The following is a 19116-nucleotide window of genomic DNA, read 5'->3' on the forward strand; positions in this document are numbered from 1 at the left end:
AGGGACGCAAAAGATGAGAAAAGATTATGAGATCGTCATTGGGCTGGAAGTCCATGCCGAGTTGAATACCGAAAGCAAAATTTTCTGCCCCTGCAAAAACCAGTTCGGCGGGGAAGTAAACGCCAACTGCTGCCCCATCTGCACCGGCATGCCAGGCACGCTGCCCACCTTGAACGAAGAGGTAGTCAATTCCGCAATCAAGATGGGTCATGCCCTCAACTGCACGATTCACAATATCTGCAAGCAGGATAGAAAGAACTATTTTTACCCAGACTTGCCCAAGGCGTACCAGATTTCGCAGTTTGATGTACCCTTGTGCGAAACCGGTTGGGTCGAGGTCATGCTCGACGACGCGGGCACCACTAAAAAGATTGGCGTCACACGTATCCATATCGAAGAGGATGCCGGAAAGCTGATCCACGATGATAACTTTTCCGGTTCGCTCGTCGATTTTAACCGCTGCGGCGTGCCGCTTATTGAGATTGTGTCCGAGCCGGACATGCGTTCCTCGGCAGAGGCCAAGGCCTATTTGGATACGATTAAGTCCATTCTGCAATACCTTGATATCTCTGACTGTAAAATGCAGGAGGGGTCGATTCGCTGCGACGTCAACGTCTCGGTTCGTCCTGTAGGTTCCGAGAAGTTCGGAACCCGCGTCGAGATGAAAAACGTCAACTCCTTCTCAGCAGCGGTTCGTGCCATCGACTACGAGTCGGCACGACAGATTGAGGTGCTGGAGGACGGCGGCCATATCTCGCAAGAGACCCGTAAGTGGAACGATATGATCGGCGAAAGCGTCGTGCTGCGCTCTAAAGAAGACGCACAGGACTACCGCTATTTCCCTGACCCCGACCTGATAACCATCGTCGTACCGGAAACGCATGTAGCAGAGCTGAAAGCGTCGCTGCCCGAACTGCCCAACGCCCGCTGCAAGCGCTATATGACGGAAAACAAGCTGCCGCGCTTTGACGCGAATCTGCTGGTAGAAAATCAGGACAGAGGCAACCTGTTTGATGAGACTATTGCGCTCAGTGTGCCTGCTAAGGCGGTTGCCAACTGGCTCAACGGCGACGTGGCCCGCATTTTGGGCGAACGCAACATCACGTTGGTAGACACCAAGCTGACGGCCAAAAACTTGGCGGATATGGTTGCTGCCATCGAGAAGAAAACGATCTCCAACACTGCGGGCAAAACCGTTATAGAGGAGATTATGTTTAACGACACCACCGTCGAAAAGGTAATTGCTGACAAGGGTCTGGCGCAGATTTCCGATACCTCCGCGCTTAAAGCTACTGTAGCTGAGGTGCTCGCCGCTAATGAAAAAGCGGTCGGAGAGTACAAGGCTGGCAAGACCAATGTTCTGGGCTTCCTGGTCGGGCAGTGTATGCGCGCGACCAAGGGCAAGGGTAACCCCGAAATGCTTAAAGAAATGCTTGTTGAGCTGATAGGATAAAGCATATTTAGTTAATGTTTTTAATGTAATAAGCTCAGGGGTAAAGATTATTTAAAAACGGGCAAGCCGCGTGTGCCACGGCTGCCCGTTTAATCTTATCCTTCAACTGCAATCGTAAAGGTAACAATACCCAAGTAGCCTTAAAAACTATTGGAGATTGCACACAATGCTTGTCACTTAATCCAACTTCATCCGAATATCCTCCTTAAAGGATTTTCGCGAGGGATTGCCTTCTACGCGCCAAATCTGCTTTCGCTTGAGATCGTAGACAACAGACCAGACCGTGTCGGCGTTTTGCTTGCGGTTATATTGGCACATGAAGCCATATTTTCCAGACAGAATATCCTTTGCCAAAGTGACGGTGTAGCGACCCTTATTTTCTGCCAATGCATAATGCGCAGTTTTATAGCGCTCATCTGAACGCCAGTCATCGATTCCTGGATTGCGATAAGAATGCATTTTTTCAGAGTTAAAGTTATTAGCAGTCGCAACAAATTGTTCCCCGACGCGCGGCCGAATGACTTCAATAGCCTTGGAATTGCACTCCACAACGGCAATTTTGCCGCTTTTGTCCGCAATGGTCAGCGTTTGTGCTGATGCGATGGGTAGCCTGTGTAGTTCATCAATAGCTTCAGCGGTTGTCTTGCATTTCTCCAGAAGATAACGCAGTAACATCCCAGCATTAAAACCTGGCTTTCGCATATGCGGGTAAACAAACGTAAGGCCCACCGCTAAACCATGTTGGTTCACACCATCCTCCATTTGCACAAAGGCAGTTGTATTTGCATTGAATGCGTATCCTCCACCGAGGCGATATAGGCAATTCATGTAGAGCTTTTCAAGACTCACGAGAAAATCGCTGTTTCTTGCAAAAATGATCTCGTCAGCAGTACTGAAAGCAAAGCAAGTGCATTTGTTATCGAACTCGAAGCAGTACATGCAGAACAGTAGCGTGTGAAGGGTTTCCACAGGCACCTCGTTGCCGTCCGCAATGCCTTGAATTTCGTCGAGAACTTCGGGGAAATAAGCTTGATATTCTTTGACGCATTCGCTGGCAAAGGCATATTTGTCAGCTGTCAGCCCAAAGGTCGGGCAATGGTTAAGCCTTTTTTCTTTTTTGAGCAGCAGGTGTCCCCATTTGTATCCGGCTTCATAGTGAGTTCCGGTGAATCTTCCATGAAACATTTTTAAACTCTCCGTTCGTTATATTGAGAGCTGGCGCCATCTCTTGACTTAAGCGTAGCGGAATAAAAATTTCATGTCAAGCACTATATTATTTATCGAAAAACTGCTTAGAAATCGGCTTATTTACAACTCTTGCACATAATTTTTATTGCGCACCACTTTTTTTGAAAACCGAGAAAGTTAAGTGGAAAACAGGAATATTTGCCATTGTTGGTTTATTAAGCGCGTGCATAATCAAACTTTGTCCCGCCGTATACTTTACCCATAAGGGGGGGATTTGCGTGTTTTGCCGTGCGAACGATCTGCGCTGCAAGGATGTTGTTAACGTGAAAAACGGCTGCCGCATCGGTTGCGTCTGCGATTTTGAAATTGATCTTTCCTGCGCGCGCATCAATGCGCTAATTATATACGGGCGATGGCGTCTGTTTGGACTGCTTGGTAGGCGAAAAGATATTATCATTCGCTGGTGCGATATTCAGCTGATCGGCGAGGATACGATCTTGGTCAATTTTGACATGCCAAGTGCGCGCCGTCGAGGGGTGCGCGGACGTTAAAACGGCATAAAATACACTTAAATTTCAAAAAACTTCTTGCTTTTTACTCTATACGATGATATAATTTAACAGCCAAAACACACGCAGCGTTATTGACCTGTCGGTGCTCTTATGAGTAGGAGGGTCTAAATTTAAAGGCGTTGCGGCGGTTTTTAACCGAAGGAGGAATTTTTTATGGCAGTCGTATCTATGAAGCAGCTTCTTGAAGCAGGTGTTCACTTTGGACATCAGACCCGTCGCTGGAACCCCAAAATGGCACCTTATATCTTCACCGAGAGAAATGGTATTTACATCATCGATCTGCAGAAGACCGTGAGAATGCTGGAGGATGCTTATTCTTTTGTTCGTGACGTAGCAGCCAACGGCGACACCGTTCTTTTTGTCGGCACCAAGAAGCAGGCTGGCGAAAGCATCCGTGAGGAAGCTGAGCGCGCAGGTATCCACTATGTTAACGCAAGATGGCTCGGCGGCATGCTCACCAACTTTAAGACCATTCGCCGCAGAATTGAGCGTCTTAACCAGCTGCGTCAGATGGAGGCCGACGGCACGTTTGACCGTCTCCCCAAGAAGGAAGTCATCAAGCTCAACCTCGAAATCGAGAAGCTTGAAAAGTTCCTTGGCGGCATCAAAGAAATGAAGAAGCTGCCCGGCGCGCTGTTCATTGTCGATCCCCGCAAGGAAAGAATTGCGGTTTCTGAAGCTAGAAAGCTCGGTATTCCGATCGTTGCGATCGTTGATACCAACTGCGATCCCGATGAAATCGACCACATCATCCCTGGCAACGACGACGCAATTCGCGCTGTCAAGCTGATTTCTCAGACCATGGCTAACGCTTACATCGAGGGCAGACAGGGCGTAGACGCTCCCGTCGAAGCTGCTGCTGAGTAAGATTTAAGGAACTTTGGATGCCCGAGCTTATGTTCGGGCATCTTATATGGATAAAGAAAATATATTTGGAGGTTTTAAATATGGCTTTTACAGCAAAAGACGTAGCTGCGCTGCGTGAAAGAACCAACTGCGGCATGATGGACTGCAAAAAGGCGCTGGCTGCTTCCGACGGCGACATGGACAAGGCTATTGAATTTCTGCGTGAAAAAGGTCTGGCTGCTGCGATTAAAAAGTCCGGCAGAATCGCCGCTGAAGGCGTTGTATTTTCCACCGTTGACGAAGAGAAGAAAGCCGGTGTGGTGATCGAAGTCAATGCCGAGACCGACTTTGTAGCCAAGAATGAGACCTTTAACGGCTTTGTAGTCGATTGTGCCAAGATTGTGCTTGATCAGCGTCCCGCTGACGTTGACGCGCTGTTGGCTTGCGTTGGTACCGACGGTCTGACCGTTGAGCAGCTGGTTCAGGAGAAGGTGCTGACCATCGGCGAGAACATTAAGGTTCGTCGCTTTGCCTACATGGATGGCGACCTTGTCAGCTATGTCCATGGCGGTGGCAAGATTGGCGTTTTGGTTAAGTTTGAGACCAACGTCGCTGATAAACCTGAGTTCAAGGAGTATGCCAAGGACGTCGCGATGCAGGTTGCCGCTATCAACCCCACCTACCTGAAGAAGGAAGACGTACCCGCTGAGGATGTTGCTAAGGAGAAGGAAATTCTTGTTATTCAGGCTCAGGAAGATCCCAAGAATGCCAGCAAGCCCAAGCAGGTGATTGAGAAGATGGTTGAGGGTAGACTGAACAAGAAGTTCTATCAGGACGCTTGTCTGCTTGAGCAGCCCTTTGTTAAGGATGGCAGCATTACCGTTTCGCAGTACACCAAGGACGTTGCCAAGCAGCTGGGCGGTAACATCGAGGTCGTCGCTTTTGTCCGCTATGAAAAGGGCGAGGGTATTGAGAAAAAGCAGGATAACTTCGCTGACGAAGTTGCCAGCATGGTAAAGTAGTTGTAGCAAAAATTTTTTAACCCTATAGGTAGCGTGTTTTTACGGACTTGTTAAGGGATTAAGAGCGTCATTACTTCGGTAATGGCGCTCTTTTTTGTGCTCAAAAGGGGAAGAGTGGCTCCGTTTCGCACTTGCCCGCGGCGCTTATACCACCAAGTGACAGCACCGTCTGTGAATGCATACAAACGCATTGAACTAAATAACCTGTTTTATCGGTTTAATCAACCTTTTAACTTGGGTACAATTCGTGTATTTCGGGGGCCGGTATAGTAGTAGCTTCTTATTAAAAAGGCAAAGCGATTTGTAGTCCTAATAATAAAATAAAGCCTATTGGAGAAGTTTTAAACAACTTTTCCGAGGGGATATTTACGCAAAAACATGTTTTCACAGTGATTGTGACCTAAAAAAGATGCAACATGATGCCGCCCGACTCCATTTTAAAAACAGAGCCAACCGGCATCATGTAGCGGTATTTTATGATTGGTTTTTTGTGTCTAATATCCATAGTTCGATTCAATGCTGATACACTTTTCAATATTGTTCCTTTTACGGATCACCAAAACACACGTTGAATTTTAGATAACGCACCATACAACTTTGGTTATTGATCCCAGATAATAAGGTTATTTTCTTTGAGCAGTTGTTCAAGGCTTTCGAGATTTTCGGTGGACTGCGGCGCTGTACGTCTGCCTAATTCCACTACAAGTGCCTCAATCATCGCGATGATCGGTGTAATCTCAGACGCGTTACCAACCGAATTGGTATCCAGCACCACTTCCGCAAAGCGGGCAATGGGGTTGATTGTTGTGTTTGTAATCAACACGGTGGGTACATGCTTCTGATTACAAACGTTAGCCACATCAATTGTTTTTTTAGTGCAGGGCCACTGCGAAATGGCCAACAGCACATCGCCCTCTCCAATTTGTAGCAGTCGGTCGTATAGGTACTCCTGCTCATTGCTTAACTGGCGCACTTTGGAATAAAAGCCATTGAGTGCAAATTCGAAATAAAGTGCTGCTACCCTTGAGGAGCGCATGCCTAGCACATAGATGTGCTCTGCAGCTAAAAATAATTCAATTGCTTTTTCGAACTGTTCAAAATTATTAGATGTCAAAAAATTTTCCATGCTTCTCGCGATGTCTTCGGTAACATTCGAAAGGGTGCTTTGTCGCATACCCTTTGTCGTTTTGGAAAAGGTTTGTTTTTTGTTGCGATAGGAGGAACCCTCCTGCATAATAGAATTATTCAATACATCCTTTTTAAAGGTACTGAAAGAATCGTATTTAAGAATTTGAAGCAACCGCATAACGGTAGTAGTGCCTACGCCCGCATTGTTTGCAAGCTCTGCAACCGTCATGACCCCCACCTTTGCATGATTTAGAAGAATATAGTTGCATAGCAGTTTCTGTTTTTTGGGAAGAACATCCCTTATGGATATCATTTCATCTATAACGTCGCGCATAAAAGAACCATCCTAATATATTGTTAAAACAATATTATCGCAATAGGGAATAATAGTCAATCTGTATCATGTTTCGGAACGAATATATCTGTTTTTAAATTAACCATACCGTTAAGAGTATTAACCGCAGACAAGTTCTTCAGGCACCTTGACAATCATATCTCGGATCTCTGAAGCTTTAAATCCATTTTCAAGCAAAAGCTGAATAAAACGTGCCATTGCCTCCACTGGATGCTCGGCACCCGCTTGTCCCCGGTCAGTGGCGAGATAAACCCTATGGCAGCCAACCGCGCGGATATTGGTTATCATTTGTGCGGGGGTACAGTTCTTTTCGGCGATGTTATACCAGTTCTTTTCGATCTTGGCCCCATAATCTGCAACTGTACATTGCACTTGAGCAGAGGCTGTTGTTCTCTCCCATTCCGGATGAGTAAAAATCATTTTTACCCCTCTGGCGCAGCCTTCTTTGCAGAGCAGCAGCGACTCTTTGGTGCTAACATGGCCCGTCGCAAGGCAGGCATTATATTTTTTGACAACGTCCATGATGTCATAAACCACCGGCAGCAGCCTATCAGCCTCATCCAATACAGAGATGCCCGGCCGCTTAAAAAAATCCCCTGGCATATCGCCTGAAAGCAGGCAGTTTGCGGCGTCTCGAGTGGGCATCCATACGAGGGAAGCGCCCATTTTTAAGGCGCTTTCGGCTGCATAGGGATTGAGCCCGCCGACCGGGTGGTTAAGCACGACGCCACCGTAAGCTTTAGTGTTAGGAAGATTCGCTAGCCTGTTGACCAGCGCTGCTCTGGCACCTGTGGGCTCATAATGGTTTTTGATCATCACGCCTGCCATATTATATTGAGCTGCCTCTTGGAGCAATGCCATGTCGTCCAATGCTCTTGGAACATGGGAGGGGATTGTGTGCGTGTGAAGGTCATAAGCGCCTTCTAAAAGAGATATCGCCTCTGCGGTAATATTTACGTTCACGTTTATTACTCCCTTAAGATGGATTTTTATAAAAGTTAAAATTAAAGAGCTCCTCGGCTATGCGGATGCCCAGAAGCTCTTTAAGATGAAACTAAATTACTCTACCGTAGCTATAATCTCTGCTTCACCCTCACGCAAAGCGTCCATAGGCATTTTGTAAGCGCCATACTTAAAGCGACAAAGCAGTAGCATGCCAACACCAATTGCAAGTAGAGTCAGGCCGACAGGAATAACGCCTAAGCTTACCGCAAATACCGGAACCATTGTCACGATAAACAGCTCAATAATCGATTGTAGCGTATAGGCTGTTCCAAAATCGTCAAGCGTTCCGCTTTTATTTTCTGGGTCGACAATTCTCAGCAGGGTGACGCCAATGGCAACAACACCGGTGATATAGCCGAAGATGAAAATTGAACGCTCAAACCAAAAGTTTCTGAAAAGTTTTCTGCCAACAAAAAATACCAGAGTGAACGCCCAGGTCATACCGATTATACACATGATGATAATGGGCCAGAGGAAATTAAGTACGACAGAAATTTTTATTGTGGCTATACCAAAGCCTACAAGGTAGTCGGTGACACCGCTTCCGATGCGGTCGATCGCATGCTTATCAACATAACTGCCATAGCCGGTTTTGTTTAAGATGCTTTGGATGAGCACGCCCGCCAGCATGGTCAGGCACATCATCGGAACCTCGATATTGGGGGCATACGGCTTATAAAGCTGATAAGCACCATAGCCCATGCCTGTGGCAATAAGTACTAGTACAACATGCCAGGCCAGGGGGTCAATAGACATGGGATGAACGGTTTCTTCGCCGATTGATTTGCGCTCGCCGGCAGGAACCAGGCCTGTTTTGCAGGACTCGGGTAGCGATCCGATGCTTTTAATCAGCTTGGTCGCGCCCTTTCTAGTGGCATAGTTTATCGAAATAATACCACCAAAAATACCGGATAACAAGCCAAACGTTGCAAAGGTTTGGCCAATAATAACAGCATCGTCACGTCCAAGCAGATTGTTGAGCGTTCCACCAATTGCTGCCGCATAACCGTGACCACCGGTAAAACCTGCAGGCAACAGAATTGATAGCTCGGGGAACACGTTAGGGAACAGAGCCAGTAGAATAGCGCCGCCTACAACCATTGGAATAGCGAAGCCGATAATTTCGCTTGACATGTTGATCAAGAAGGTGTCGCCGACCTTATTGATAATTTTTGCGACACTAGTTGTCTCAGTTTTTCCGAGAAACAGACCTGCAAACAACACGCATACCAAAAGATAGGCATAAGAACCAGTTTTCGCGCTAAAGGGGGCAATGTTCAAAAACTGGGGGCCGCAGAACAGTGCCATAAATCCTGCCAACAAAGAGCTGGGAATATAAAAATTCTGGAGGAATTTTAGCTTGCTGCGCAAAATTTGTGCAATGAATAGGAATACCGACATTAAGCAAAAGTCTATGAGCATTGAATATGGGGTAAATTCCATTGAGATTCCTCCTTTGAATTAAAAACTACACGTTACATCTTGCATTAAATGTTTGCTTTAAAAAAGTCATTGATTGCACTGCACAGACCATGGAGCTTGGGATCTTCGTCAAACATCCACTCGTTGTGCTTGCCCTCTACGAAATACAGCGCTTTGGGTTCATTCGCCAAACGGTAAGCGTCATCCGCTTCCTCGCGGTCATGCAGCTCGTTGTATTTTCCGTGGCCGACAAATACAGCGCAATCAGGGGCGAGCTTAGGCAGAATATCCTGGACGTTAAAGCGCACAAAGGATTCTGCGATTATGCTGGACATCGGAGTGGGGAAGGGCTCGTTATAATCACCCTGAATGGTGTCTTCCAGGCCACCGTTGAGCTTTTTGAGCGTGCTGTCAACGTAAAAGTCGCCACTTTCGTCGATGTTGGGATAGAACTCATAGGGGTGACGGAGTACAGGGTCTCCGGTGGTGACGCGCTTGAGCTTGTCATCTTCGAGTGCACGCAGCATCTTATTAAATTTATCGTTGCCCATGCCCATTCTCATCCAGCGTCTGCCGTCGGTAAAGGAGTTGAGCGTAGCGACTGCCTTAACAGTTTTGTCACGGTAGGCAGCGTTTACACAAACCGCGCCACCGACGCCCCAGCCAATGAGTGCAATATGGTCGGCATCGACCTCGGGCTGGTGTTTAAAGAAGGTCACAGCGTTGTTGACGTCGTCAACCTCCATCTCCAGCGTCGTGTACTTATCCATGCCGCTGATGCCGCCAGAGGGTTTAAAGCCGCGGTAGTCAAATCCCATGACCACATAACCGTATTTGGTAAAAGCTCTTGCAAACATGGCGGGATAAACTTTATTCAGTCCCGTCCAGCCGGAGTTCGCGACGATTCCAGGGCGCTTTTCGCCTTCTTTATAATCATCGGGAAGATAGATAGTACCTACCATTTTGCTGCCTTCGCTGTAGAAAATAATATCACGTTGTTTCATGCCTGACATCTCCTCAAATTTTATATATTGGGTTTGAGCTAAAGATACATCAACAAAAGGAATAAATCAACCTTTTTATAGCAAAAAAGAATAAATTCTACCTTTATAACATAATGTTATTCTTTGTTTTATGCTATATGCCGATTAAAAGGGATATATTTTCCTAAATAAACGATATTTAATTATTGTATATCTTTTAAAAGAATTTTTATTTTGATTTAAAGGTTGAAATAATATTATCATCTAAAATTGCGTATATATAAGCGTTGCGATATCAGGGGTATAAACAGCAAGGTTTTGCCAAAGAGGTGGTCTAACAAAGTAAACAGTGTTTCCTTTATCCGCATAATTGTGGTATACTCATAATGGTAATAAAAAAACAAGGTTAGTAAAATGTGACAAAAGGACAGAAAGGGATACAGTAAAATGAAGTTCAACACCATTTGCGCAGCATTTTTTAGCCCGACAGATACAACAAAAAAGATCGTGACAGCCATTGCAAATACATTGGCATCATCGCTAGATGTTCCTTGTGAGCTGTTTGATTTTACTCTTCCAGCGGCAAGGGAAAACCCCAAGGCGTTTTCGCCCGATACGCTGGTGGTGTTCGGAACGCCGGTCTATGCGGGCCGAGTGCCGAATGTCCTTTTAAAATATCTTAATACGCTACAAGGCAACGGTGCAGCTGCTGTTCCCGTTGTACTTTATGGTAACCGCAACTATGACGATGCTTTGATTGAGTTGCGGGATATTTTAGAAACCGACGGCTTTCACACCGTTGCGGCCGGCGCATTTATCGGTGAACATTCTTTTTCAAAAACTTTGGCGGGTGGCCGCCCCGATGCATCGGACATGGAAAAGGCTGAAGGTTTTGCAAAATCAGTGGCACAAAAGCTTGCCAACACTACGACGCTCTCGGATATTCCCGAAATTGCGGTGGAGGGGAATCCCAAGCCCTATGGCAAGGGCTATTACCGTCCGCTTGACGAAAATGGCAACTTCATCGATATTCGTAAAGTTAAGCCGTTGACCAACGAAGACTGTATCAACTGTAAACTCTGTGTTGCTGTCTGTCCAATGGGGTCTATCAGCGCTGAGAACGTTCGTGAATTTACTGGCATCTGCATCAAGTGTGGTGCGTGTATCAAAAAGTGTCCCGTACACGCCAAATATTATGTTGATGGGGGATACCTCTTCCACAAGGAGGATCTGGAAAGACGCTTTACAAGAAGAGCCGAGCCGGAAACATTTTTGTGATTGGACATTACCTACATCAATAATACAAAACTTTAATTCACATATAAGGGCGGACGTTTATTACGTCCGCCCTTTAAATCTGATAACTTGCACCTGAGATTTATTTGATTAAAGATATTTTTGAACTACGCCAATAAAATCAGACTTTCTGTTAACAGGGGAAAATCATGAAGCGCACCCCAAAGTAGTTTCAGTATACTGTACTGTCTACTTTTGGGGTGCGCTTCATTGATGATCGTACTTTTTAATTTTAACTAATAGGAATGGTGTTCCGTGAACTACATCATTACAAAAGTCACGCAATTATTGTAGCTACGTGGTATTGGACGATAAAACGTATAAAGTGTAAAGGTTTAAAATATAATTAAAAAGATAACATTCTGTGAATAAAAATCGACAAAAATTCGACGCCGAGATGATAGCATAATAATAAATCCCTTTTTAGAGTAGCGTAACATTACAACGAGGAGGAATATTTTATGCAAACGGAAACGGTTTCAAAAAAGGCAAGTTCTCTAGCTATATTTAAGTTCTTTGCCTGCAGCTTGATTGGCATTTTCATGTTCTTTGTTTCTGTACCCTATAATGGTAAAAATTCTATTCCGTTGGACCATTTGACGACTATTATCCGAACAGCCTTGGGAGGCAACCAAAAATATGTGGCTCTGGCCATTATGATAATTGGCGCCGTTATGCCCTTTGTCAAAAAGACGTGGAATAAAAGCCCGATCGATATCTTTTTCTCGGTTTTTAAAATTCTAGGTGTTATTTGCGGTGTAATGTACATATGGCATTTAGGACCGGCGTTTCTTCATGAAAACCCCGATTTATTCCCATTCCTATTCAACACCCTTTGTTGTTCGCTGGCATTTTTAATACCGCTTGGTTCGTTGTTTCTCGCTTTTTTGACCGACTATGGTCTGATGGAGTTTATAGGTGTTTTTATGCAGCCATTTATGCGCAAACTCTGGAAAACACCCGGGCGATCTGCAGTTGATGCCGTAGCTTCCTTTGTGGGCAGTTATTCTCTGGCGCTGTTGATCACCGACAAAGTGTATCAAAGCGGCAAATATACCAAAAAAGAGGCGGCGATTATCGCTTCCGGATTTTCGACCGTATCTGCCACTTTTATGGTTGTGGTTGCCCGCACGCTGGATCTGATGGACAGATGGAATTTTTATTTCTGGTCCACGCTTGTGATTACTTTTACGGTGACCGCAATTGTTGCAAGGGTGTTCCCGACATCTAAAATTCCGGACGAATATATGGATAACGTGGTGCCGGATCCCGAGGAAGTTATCAAAACCAATCGCTTAAAGAAAGCTTTTAACGAAGCAATTGCCGTCACTGAAAATTCTGGCTCGATCGTACACAATGTCCTACGCAGTGCCAAGGATGGCGGTCGAATGATCAGCACCATTTTGCCGACCATTATGTCAATAGGCTTAGCCGGTATGCTTCTGGCGATATTTACACCGATATTCAATATCATCGGGTATGTTTTCTATCCGTTTACCCTAGCTATGCAAATTCCTGAAGCACTGGTTACAGCTCAGGCGCTGGCTACCGGTATCGCAGAAATGTTCCTGCCGGCAGCGTTTCTTATCGGTGCTTCTATTCAGGCGCGTTATGTCGTTGCTGTTACCTGTATTTCCGAAATTATATTTTTCTCGGCGGTGGTTCCTTGCATTCTTTCCACTAAAATTCCTATAAAAATTACCGACCTTATGATCATCTGGGTGGAACGTGTGATATTGTCTATTCTTCTGGCTGGCGCGGTTGCCATCATTGTATTCTAAGAGAAATCTAAAAGACAAAGGCAAATGATTTGTTTTGGTAGAGGGTCGACAATTCAGTCGGCCCTCCGCCATTTTTTATCTTGGAATATTAAAACGGAGACATAAGAAAATGTCTCCGTTTTAATATTGGTTGCACCCAAATAGATCATTTAGATTAGGCTTTGAACATTGTTGCCTCAGACAAGGGCTTCCAGCGGAATTTTGCCTATGTGATAATAAGGTAGTTGCTCGTCAAAGCTGCGCCCATTGTTTCGATACCATGCCTCTAAATGATGGACAGCCTCACGCGCTTTTGCGACAACCGCTAAATCTGAATTAAAGCCCTGATGCGGCTGGACATACATATTGGCGCTATGATCCAGTGCGCGCTGCATGATGATTTTTGAAGCGGCGCAATCGGCCGTTGTGCAGGAGCTTTCTTTTGTGACGCTTTTGGAGAACTCTTCCTCATCAGTGAAAACGTCCAACCCAAGACCGGCAATAATACCTTTATCGTAAAGCTTAAGCAGACCGGATTCGGGGGCTATTTCGCCGCGGGTGACATTAATAAAACACAGGCCCGGTTTTGCTTTGGAAAGTATCTCTTCGGAAAAATAATTGGCATTGTAAAAGGGACTGCTTGGGATTCGCGTCAAGTTCATTGCGTTAATAATAACATCGCTGTTGGCAATAGCTTTTTCTTTGCTGACAAAACGTATCTGGTGGTTATATTGCTCTGCCAGAATATTCTGCCGAATATCGACCGCTTGTGCATAAAGGCCATTTGCCGCGACCAGATCATAAATGCGCTTGCCAATGTTACCCACACCAAAAACTGTGGCCACTCGCTGCGGAGAAATCTCCATAAAGGACTCTACCTTGTTGCGCTCAAAGCTTTTTGTGCAAGCCATATATTCGTTGAGAAGCCCAAGCGTCGCATACATAAATTTAATTGCCGTCTGCGCGACCGCGCCCACACAGTAGTTGCGTAGCGATGCAATATTCGCCCGGTTTGCCAATGCTTCGTAATGATCGTAGCCTGCGCTTCGGGTAATGATGCTTTTTTTAACGCCGTCTAAATAAGCTTTTGGTAGTACCGAATGGGTTTTAGTGCTGATGATCTTTGGTAAAACCACATCGGGGTTTTTCTCCAGAAAATCCTGCACGGTGTCGGGCGTTATCAAATATTTCAAGTCTTTGGGCAGACAGCCATTTTCTTGAGATAGGACGGTCGCCTCTTTAAGATGCGCTGCCTCTGCGCCTAGTGCCTCGAAATGTATTACATCATAGGTCATATTACAGTCCCCCTTTTATGAAATCGAACACTTCGCCAGAACAGGAATAATTGTCAATTGTCGACAGCCTGTACCGCCTTGAGAGGTTTTCTTGCGATAGGCCGCCACCATTTGAAAAGGTAAGAGGCGATAAACATCACAGCTACAATGCCAAAACACGCCCAGGTTACAATATGCGGTCCCAGTGCGGACATTGAAGTCATAACAAGTGGTGGTATCACTTGTAAGCCGACAACAATAGGCCGATTGAACAGATCCGCGATGCCGGAATCTTCGATACCACGCGATTTTAAATCGGGGTCAACGACACGCTGCAACATAACACCGGTAGCTGCAACGCCAGTAGCGTGTCCCCAAACCATCATGTTGCGCTCAAACCAATCTTTTGGGGAAGCATACTTGCCAACCAAAAGAAACCACAGCCAGTTTATTGCAAACCCGGTTAAACAAACAACCAGCAGCGGGATGGCATATTTAACCACAACTCCCAGTTTGAGCGATCCGATGCCCGAAATCATCAAAAAGTCTGTGGAGGCTCCGCTGATGCGGCTAATGCTGCCGCGGTCGATGTATTTATGCGCACCAGTTCGATTAAAGATGGCATTGATAATAAAACCAAACAACAAAGCTGTGCAAAAGGCGGGAATTGAAACACCGATTATTGGCTTAAGATATTGGCTTAGATAATAGCCTGCCAAAGAGGGCAATAAAACAACTGCCAGATGAAAGGCCATCGGATCCAGACAAATGGTGGATACTGTCGTTTTGGTGCTAGGCAGTTGGTCTTCAGGCTGTATTAAGCCGGTTCGCATTGAGGCGGGCAAATTTTTAGGCGAGGTCACATAGCTGGTATAGCCTTTTCGAGTTCCCCAGTTAATTATCACCACACCTAAAATAATACCACCGATAATACCCACCGTCGCGGTGGTATAGCCCAGTGCTGAAGCCTCTTCCCAGCCCAACGTATTGTAGGCCTGACCGACAGCGGCAGCTGTACCATGCCCGCCGTAGAACCCGGTCGCCATCATCAGGCCGAAACCAGGATTCAAATCGTAAAAATGGTTTAGCACATAGACAGTCAGGAACATACCAACGGCATATTGCAGCACAACAATTCCGGTAATATTAAAAAACATACCGCCGATAGCCGGGCCGGAAAGTGCCTCTTTGTTCGGTTTATCACCGATGGGCATAGCTGCAAAAATTAAAACAATCAATACGCTGGCATATGTACCCAGACCTTCGGAAAAGGGGAGATAGCCCAGACCGTTTGGCCCAAAAAGTAATGCAAGAAATCCGGCGATCAATGCTGGTGGAATTAAAAGCTTTTGAAAAATTTTCAACTTTGCTCGCATGAGCTGACCTATGAGCAACAGCCCGCCCATCAGTCCAACATCGATAAAAACCGTCCACAATGTCATGGAAATTCCTCCTTGTTTAAGTGGTGTAATAACTTCTGAGTCTCGTTAAAATCCGGATTTTAAAACTTGGAAATCTTGCGTCGTAGCTTATTTGGCAAATAAGATTCGTCACGAGATTTTCTTTCGTTTGCCCTATAATAGCATCGTATTTATATAAATTCCTGCACTTAATGTTATAAAATCTTGCTTATCTTGTACACCTTGCTGTCTGCTATTGAAAAAAACATATTGGACACAGTAAACTAAGGTTATAGAAAGTCACAATAATTTTGTGGTATAATATTCCTAAAAATGAAGTTGTTTTCGGTTTCATATTATCAGATTACATAAAACAACAGGCGTTTAAAGCAATGTTGCATAGATTTATCAAAAAGAAAGACGACATTATATGAAAAAGGAGGTTAAGAGTAAAACGCTATCTTCTTTAAAAAACTCGTGATAATTTGACTTATCGTGCAAGCAATCAGACAGTTTTGGTCATCAGAGGGACGATGTTTCCCTTTAAGCACACAAAAGAAAGGGGTCCTGTATATGATTCGGTGTAACTATGAAATCCATTCCAGCCGCAACGACACCTACTCGATGGAGCGCCCGCATTTCCATGAAGACGTCGAGATTACGCTTTGCACCTCGGGAGAAGGTATATTTTTTTTAGAACCCGAAATCTATCCGTTGCATCGCGGCCAACTCTTTTTAATTGTGCCTGCAACATTGCACCGCAGTGTGGCCAACGACTCTTACCGCAGTAGGGTTCTACGCGTTCCTACCAGCCTACTTGAAGAGATATCTACATCGCAAAGTAATTTTGCTGGCTGTACCCAGCAATACGGCAGGGTACAGGTTAATCTGGACGAGGCGCAAACTCGCGAGCTTGAGGAAATGTATGACAAACTGGAAGCGCCAGGTAGCAAACAATTTGGCGGCGATATGCAACGCTTTATTTTACTCATGGATTTTTTAGTGAAAAGCTTTTCTTATTTTGTGACCGGTGAAGCTACACCGACCAACATCAACATGGAACTGGCCAATATGAAACCGGTTATCAAATACATACAGGAACATTTAGCAGAATCACTTTCCTTGGATACCATTGCGGCACATTTTTTCATCAGCAAATTTTATCTTTGCCGCAATTTTAGATTGGCCACCGGTTTTAGCGTAAGAGATTATATTATCCATTGCCGTATACTCAGGGCCAGGGCGTTGCTGCGCAACGGTTACCGCGTTCAGGAAACCGGTGAGCTTGTTGGATTTCATAACAACGAGCATTTTATACGCACTTTCAAAAAGCTTACCGGAGTTTCTCCAAAGCGCTACGCTAAAGAATATCTTTTCAGCGACAAAGACGCGCAATCACTTGACTCCACGGCCTGAAAAAGGCTAACATCAAAAAGGTTTGCAAGAAATTGCAAACCTTTTATTGACCTTTTCAAAGAATTCAAGATATTTTGTATTTTATCGTTTAAAATGGTTGTCGTTATTTCTAAAAGTTAGAAAATATATTGTGTCCACGACGTATCTACGGTATGATATCTTATATAGGATTGTCGCTTTATCTGACCTTTGGTCGACGACGGCAAGATTGTTCTAGTTGTCGTTATTGGTGACCGGACATGGTGAAGCTCAAAGCTTTACGCATGATCTTGGCAGTTGCTGCCATACAGACTTTACAACGCAGAACCGGGAGGAACGTAGATGAGCTATTTATCCGATATTGAAATTGCGCAGGCGTGCAGTATGAAACGCATTGGGGAGATTGCGGATACTGCAGGGGTTGCGGAGGACTATCTTGAGCTTTACGGTAAGCACAAAGCGAAGGTAGATTATAAGTTACTTGAAGAGGTTAAAAAACCGGATGGCAAATTGATTTTGGTGACCGCCATAAACCCCACCCCGGCGGGTGAAGGTAAGACCACCACCACCATAGGACTGGCCGACGGGCTGCGTAAAATCGGTAAAAACGCGGTGGTTGCACTGCGTGAGCCGTCTTTGGGACCGGTGTTCGGTGTCAAGGGCGGCGCTGCGGGTGGCGGTTACGCACAGGTGGTGCCGATGGAGGACATCAACCTGCATTTTACCGGCGATTTTCATGCCATAGGTGCTGCAAACAACTTGATTGCAGCCATGCTCGACAACCATATCTATCAGGGCAACACGCTGAATATTGACCCCAGACGCATCACCTGGCGGCGGTGTGTCGATATGAATGACCGCCAGCTGCGCAACGTGATAGACGGTCTTGGCGGGCGGGTAAATGGCTGCCCAAGAGAGGACGGATATGATATTACCGTTGCCTCTGAGATCATGGCGGTACTGTGTCTGTCAAACGACATCGGTGATCTCAAGCAGCGCCTTGCCCGTGTCATTGTGGGTTATACCTATGCAGACGAGCCTGTGACGGTTGGTGATTTAAAGGCGGCGGGTGCGGCCGCAGCGCTTTTGAAAGATGCGCTCAAACCCAACCTGGTGCAGACGCTGGAGGGCACACCCGCTTTTATTCATGGCGGGCCGTTTGCTAACATTGCGCATGGCTGCAACTCGGTTATGGCCACTAAAATGGCACTACGCCTGAGCGACTATGCTGTCACCGAGGCGGGATTTGGTGCTGATCTGGGTGCTGAAAAATTCCTCGATATCAAATGCCGCATGTCGGGGTTGACGCCTTCGGCGGTGGTCGTTGTGGCGACTGTGCGCGCCTTAAAGCATCATGGCGGCGTACCGAAGGCGACGCTCAACAACGAAAATCTGTCTGCCCTGAGCGAGGGGTTGCCTAATCTGCTGCGCCATGTTGCCAATATCACGGCGGTTTATGGCTTGCCCTGTATCGTTGCTATCAACCGGTTCCCGACCGACAGTGAGGCCGAGCTGGCGCTGGTGGCTGAAAAATGCCACGCCGTCGGCGTGAATGTTGCGCTCTCAGAGGTTTGGGGCAAGGGCGGGGAAGGCGGCGTAACACTGGCGCGTGAGGTTGTCCGCCTGTGCGAACAGCCGTCACAGTTTACCTTTGCCTATGAGGATGATTTGAGCATCGAGCAGAAAATAGAAAGCATTGTCAAAAAAGTTTATCGCGGCGATGGTGTTGTTCTCACCCCCAACGCGAAAAAACAGGCGAAAAAGCTCACTGAGTTGGGCTTTGATGCGCTTCCGGTCTGTATGGCAAAAACGCAGTACAGCTTTTCGGATAACCCAGCTTTGCTGGGCGCACCGAGTGGCTTTTTGATCACGGTAAAAAATTTAAAGATTTCTGCCGGCGCGGGCTTTATTGTTGCGCTGACAGGTGATATAATGACCATGCCGGGGTTGCCGCCCGTGCCTGCCGCAGAGAAAATCGACGTTGATGATTCGGGCAGAATCTCGGGGTTGTTTTAAC

The 19116-nt window shown here is 45.9% G+C and carries 15 protein-coding genes; 8 read left to right on the forward strand and 7 right to left on the reverse strand.

What is annotated here, in order from left to right:
• Positions 1-13 precede the first annotated feature (13 nt).
• A complete protein-coding gene (gene gatB / locus RBH76_01765) occupies positions 14-1453 on the forward strand; it encodes an Asp-tRNA(Asn)/Glu-tRNA(Gln) amidotransferase subunit GatB (protein WMJ84174.1) in 1440 nt (479 codons plus the stop codon).
• A gap of 177 nt (positions 1454-1630) precedes the next feature.
• On the opposite strand, the gene RBH76_01770 is transcribed toward gatB, so the two are convergent.
• Positions 1631-2638: a C45 family peptidase gene (locus tag RBH76_01770; protein ID WMJ84175.1), complete on the reverse strand. Its 1008-nt coding sequence runs from the start codon at positions 2636-2638 to the stop codon at positions 1631-1633.
• Between the two features lie 281 nt (positions 2639-2919).
• Here RBH76_01770 and RBH76_01775 point away from each other — a divergent pair, with 281 nt between their 5' ends.
• From RBH76_01775 to tsf, 3 genes are all read left to right on the forward strand, one after another.
• Entirely contained in the window at positions 2920-3192 is a 273-nt protein-coding gene (locus RBH76_01775; GenBank protein ID WMJ84176.1) for a YlmC/YmxH family sporulation protein, read from the forward strand.
• Positions 3193-3366: 174 nt separating this feature from the next.
• On the forward strand, positions 3367-4080 hold the full coding sequence (rpsB, locus tag RBH76_01780; GenBank protein ID WMJ84177.1) for a 30S ribosomal protein S2: 714 nt from the start codon (positions 3367-3369) through the stop codon (positions 4078-4080).
• 80 nt (positions 4081-4160) lie between these two features.
• The gene (gene tsf / locus RBH76_01785; GenBank protein ID WMJ84178.1) at positions 4161-5081 is read left to right on the forward strand and encodes a translation elongation factor Ts; all 921 of its coding nucleotides are present in this window, start codon (positions 4161-4163) and stop codon (positions 5079-5081) included.
• Between the two features lie 601 nt (positions 5082-5682).
• Here tsf and RBH76_01790 read toward each other — a convergent pair.
• The 4 genes from RBH76_01790 to RBH76_01805 all read right to left on the reverse strand — a co-directional run bounded on the left by RBH76_01790 (position 5683) and on the right by RBH76_01805 (position 9995).
• Positions 5683-6543: a MurR/RpiR family transcriptional regulator gene (locus tag RBH76_01790; GenBank protein WMJ84179.1), complete on the reverse strand. Its 861-nt coding sequence runs from the start codon at positions 6541-6543 to the stop codon at positions 5683-5685.
• 120 nt (positions 6544-6663) lie between these two features.
• Positions 6664-7527, reverse strand: coding sequence for a DUF6282 family protein (locus RBH76_01795; protein WMJ84180.1), 864 nt, complete (start codon positions 7525-7527; stop codon positions 6664-6666).
• A 96-nt stretch (positions 7528-7623) separates the two neighbouring features.
• Positions 7624-9012 (reverse strand): sodium/glutamate symporter, encoded by a 1389-nt coding sequence (locus RBH76_01800; protein ID WMJ84181.1) that lies wholly within the window; start codon positions 9010-9012, stop codon positions 7624-7626.
• Positions 9013-9056: 44 nt separating this feature from the next.
• Positions 9057-9995, reverse strand: a complete 939-nt coding sequence (locus RBH76_01805; GenBank protein WMJ84182.1) for an alpha/beta fold hydrolase — start codon at positions 9993-9995, stop codon at positions 9057-9059.
• A 426-nt stretch (positions 9996-10421) separates the two neighbouring features.
• Here RBH76_01805 and RBH76_01810 point away from each other — a divergent pair, with 426 nt between their 5' ends.
• Both RBH76_01810 and RBH76_01815 read left to right on the forward strand, forming a co-directional pair.
• Positions 10422-11252 (forward strand): EFR1 family ferrodoxin, encoded by an 831-nt coding sequence (locus RBH76_01810; protein ID WMJ84183.1) that lies wholly within the window; start codon positions 10422-10424, stop codon positions 11250-11252.
• 479 nt (positions 11253-11731) lie between these two features.
• Positions 11732-13051: a YjiH family protein gene (locus RBH76_01815; GenBank protein ID WMJ84184.1), complete on the forward strand. Its 1320-nt coding sequence runs from the start codon at positions 11732-11734 to the stop codon at positions 13049-13051.
• A 176-nt stretch (positions 13052-13227) separates the two neighbouring features.
• Here the strand turns inward: RBH76_01815 and RBH76_01820 are convergent, their stop codons facing one another.
• Both RBH76_01820 and RBH76_01825 read right to left on the reverse strand, forming a co-directional pair.
• The gene (locus RBH76_01820) at positions 13228-14325 is read right to left on the reverse strand and encodes an NAD(P)-dependent oxidoreductase (GenBank protein WMJ84185.1); all 1098 of its coding nucleotides are present in this window, start codon (positions 14323-14325) and stop codon (positions 13228-13230) included.
• A 53-nt stretch (positions 14326-14378) separates the two neighbouring features.
• Positions 14379-15746 carry a sodium/glutamate symporter gene (locus tag RBH76_01825; protein WMJ84186.1) on the reverse strand — a complete coding sequence of 456 codons (1368 nt, stop codon included), beginning with the start codon at positions 15744-15746 and terminating at the stop codon, positions 14379-14381.
• A gap of 531 nt (positions 15747-16277) precedes the next feature.
• Here RBH76_01825 and RBH76_01830 point away from each other — a divergent pair.
• Together RBH76_01830 and RBH76_01835 are read left to right on the forward strand one after the other, a co-directional pair.
• Entirely contained in the window at positions 16278-17120 is an 843-nt protein-coding gene (locus RBH76_01830; protein WMJ84187.1) for an AraC family transcriptional regulator, read from the forward strand.
• 321 nt (positions 17121-17441) lie between these two features.
• On the forward strand, positions 17442-19115 hold the full coding sequence (locus tag RBH76_01835; protein ID WMJ84188.1) for a formate--tetrahydrofolate ligase: 1674 nt from the start codon (positions 17442-17444) through the stop codon (positions 19113-19115).
• Position 19116 lies beyond the last annotated feature (1 nt).

The sequence above is a fragment of the Oscillospiraceae bacterium MB24-C1 genome (assembly GCA_030913685.1).
GTDB lineage: Bacteria > Bacillota > Clostridia > Oscillospirales > Ruminococcaceae > Yanshouia.

Bases quoted from the DNA above. Each gene is read 5' to 3' on its own strand.
- RBH76_01800 (WMJ84181.1), bottom strand. From the start codon at position 9,012: ATGGAATTTACCCCATATTCAATGCTCATAGACTTTTGCTTAATGTCG.
- RBH76_01820 (WMJ84185.1), bottom strand. From the start codon at position 14,325: ATGACCTATGATGTAATACATTTCGAGGCACTAGGCGCAGAGGCAGCG.
- RBH76_01825 (WMJ84186.1), bottom strand. From the start codon at position 15,746: ATGACATTGTGGACGGTTTTTATCGATGTTGGACTGATGGGCGGGCTG.
- RBH76_01830 (WMJ84187.1), top strand. From the start codon at position 16,278: ATGATTCGGTGTAACTATGAAATCCATTCCAGCCGCAACGACACCTAC.
- gatB (WMJ84174.1), top strand. From the start codon at position 14: ATGAGAAAAGATTATGAGATCGTCATTGGGCTGGAAGTCCATGCCGAG.
- rpsB (WMJ84177.1), top strand. From the start codon at position 3,367: ATGGCAGTCGTATCTATGAAGCAGCTTCTTGAAGCAGGTGTTCACTTT.
- RBH76_01805 (WMJ84182.1), bottom strand. From the start codon at position 9,995: ATGAAACAACGTGATATTATTTTCTACAGCGAAGGCAGCAAAATGGTA.
- RBH76_01770 (WMJ84175.1), bottom strand. From the start codon at position 2,638: ATGTTTCATGGAAGATTCACCGGAACTCACTATGAAGCCGGATACAAA.
- RBH76_01810 (WMJ84183.1), top strand. From the start codon at position 10,422: ATGAAGTTCAACACCATTTGCGCAGCATTTTTTAGCCCGACAGATACA.
- RBH76_01790 (WMJ84179.1), bottom strand. From the start codon at position 6,543: ATGCGCGACGTTATAGATGAAATGATATCCATAAGGGATGTTCTTCCC.
- RBH76_01835 (WMJ84188.1), top strand. From the start codon at position 17,442: ATGAGCTATTTATCCGATATTGAAATTGCGCAGGCGTGCAGTATGAAA.
- RBH76_01815 (WMJ84184.1), top strand. From the start codon at position 11,732: ATGCAAACGGAAACGGTTTCAAAAAAGGCAAGTTCTCTAGCTATATTT.
- tsf (WMJ84178.1), top strand. From the start codon at position 4,161: ATGGCTTTTACAGCAAAAGACGTAGCTGCGCTGCGTGAAAGAACCAAC.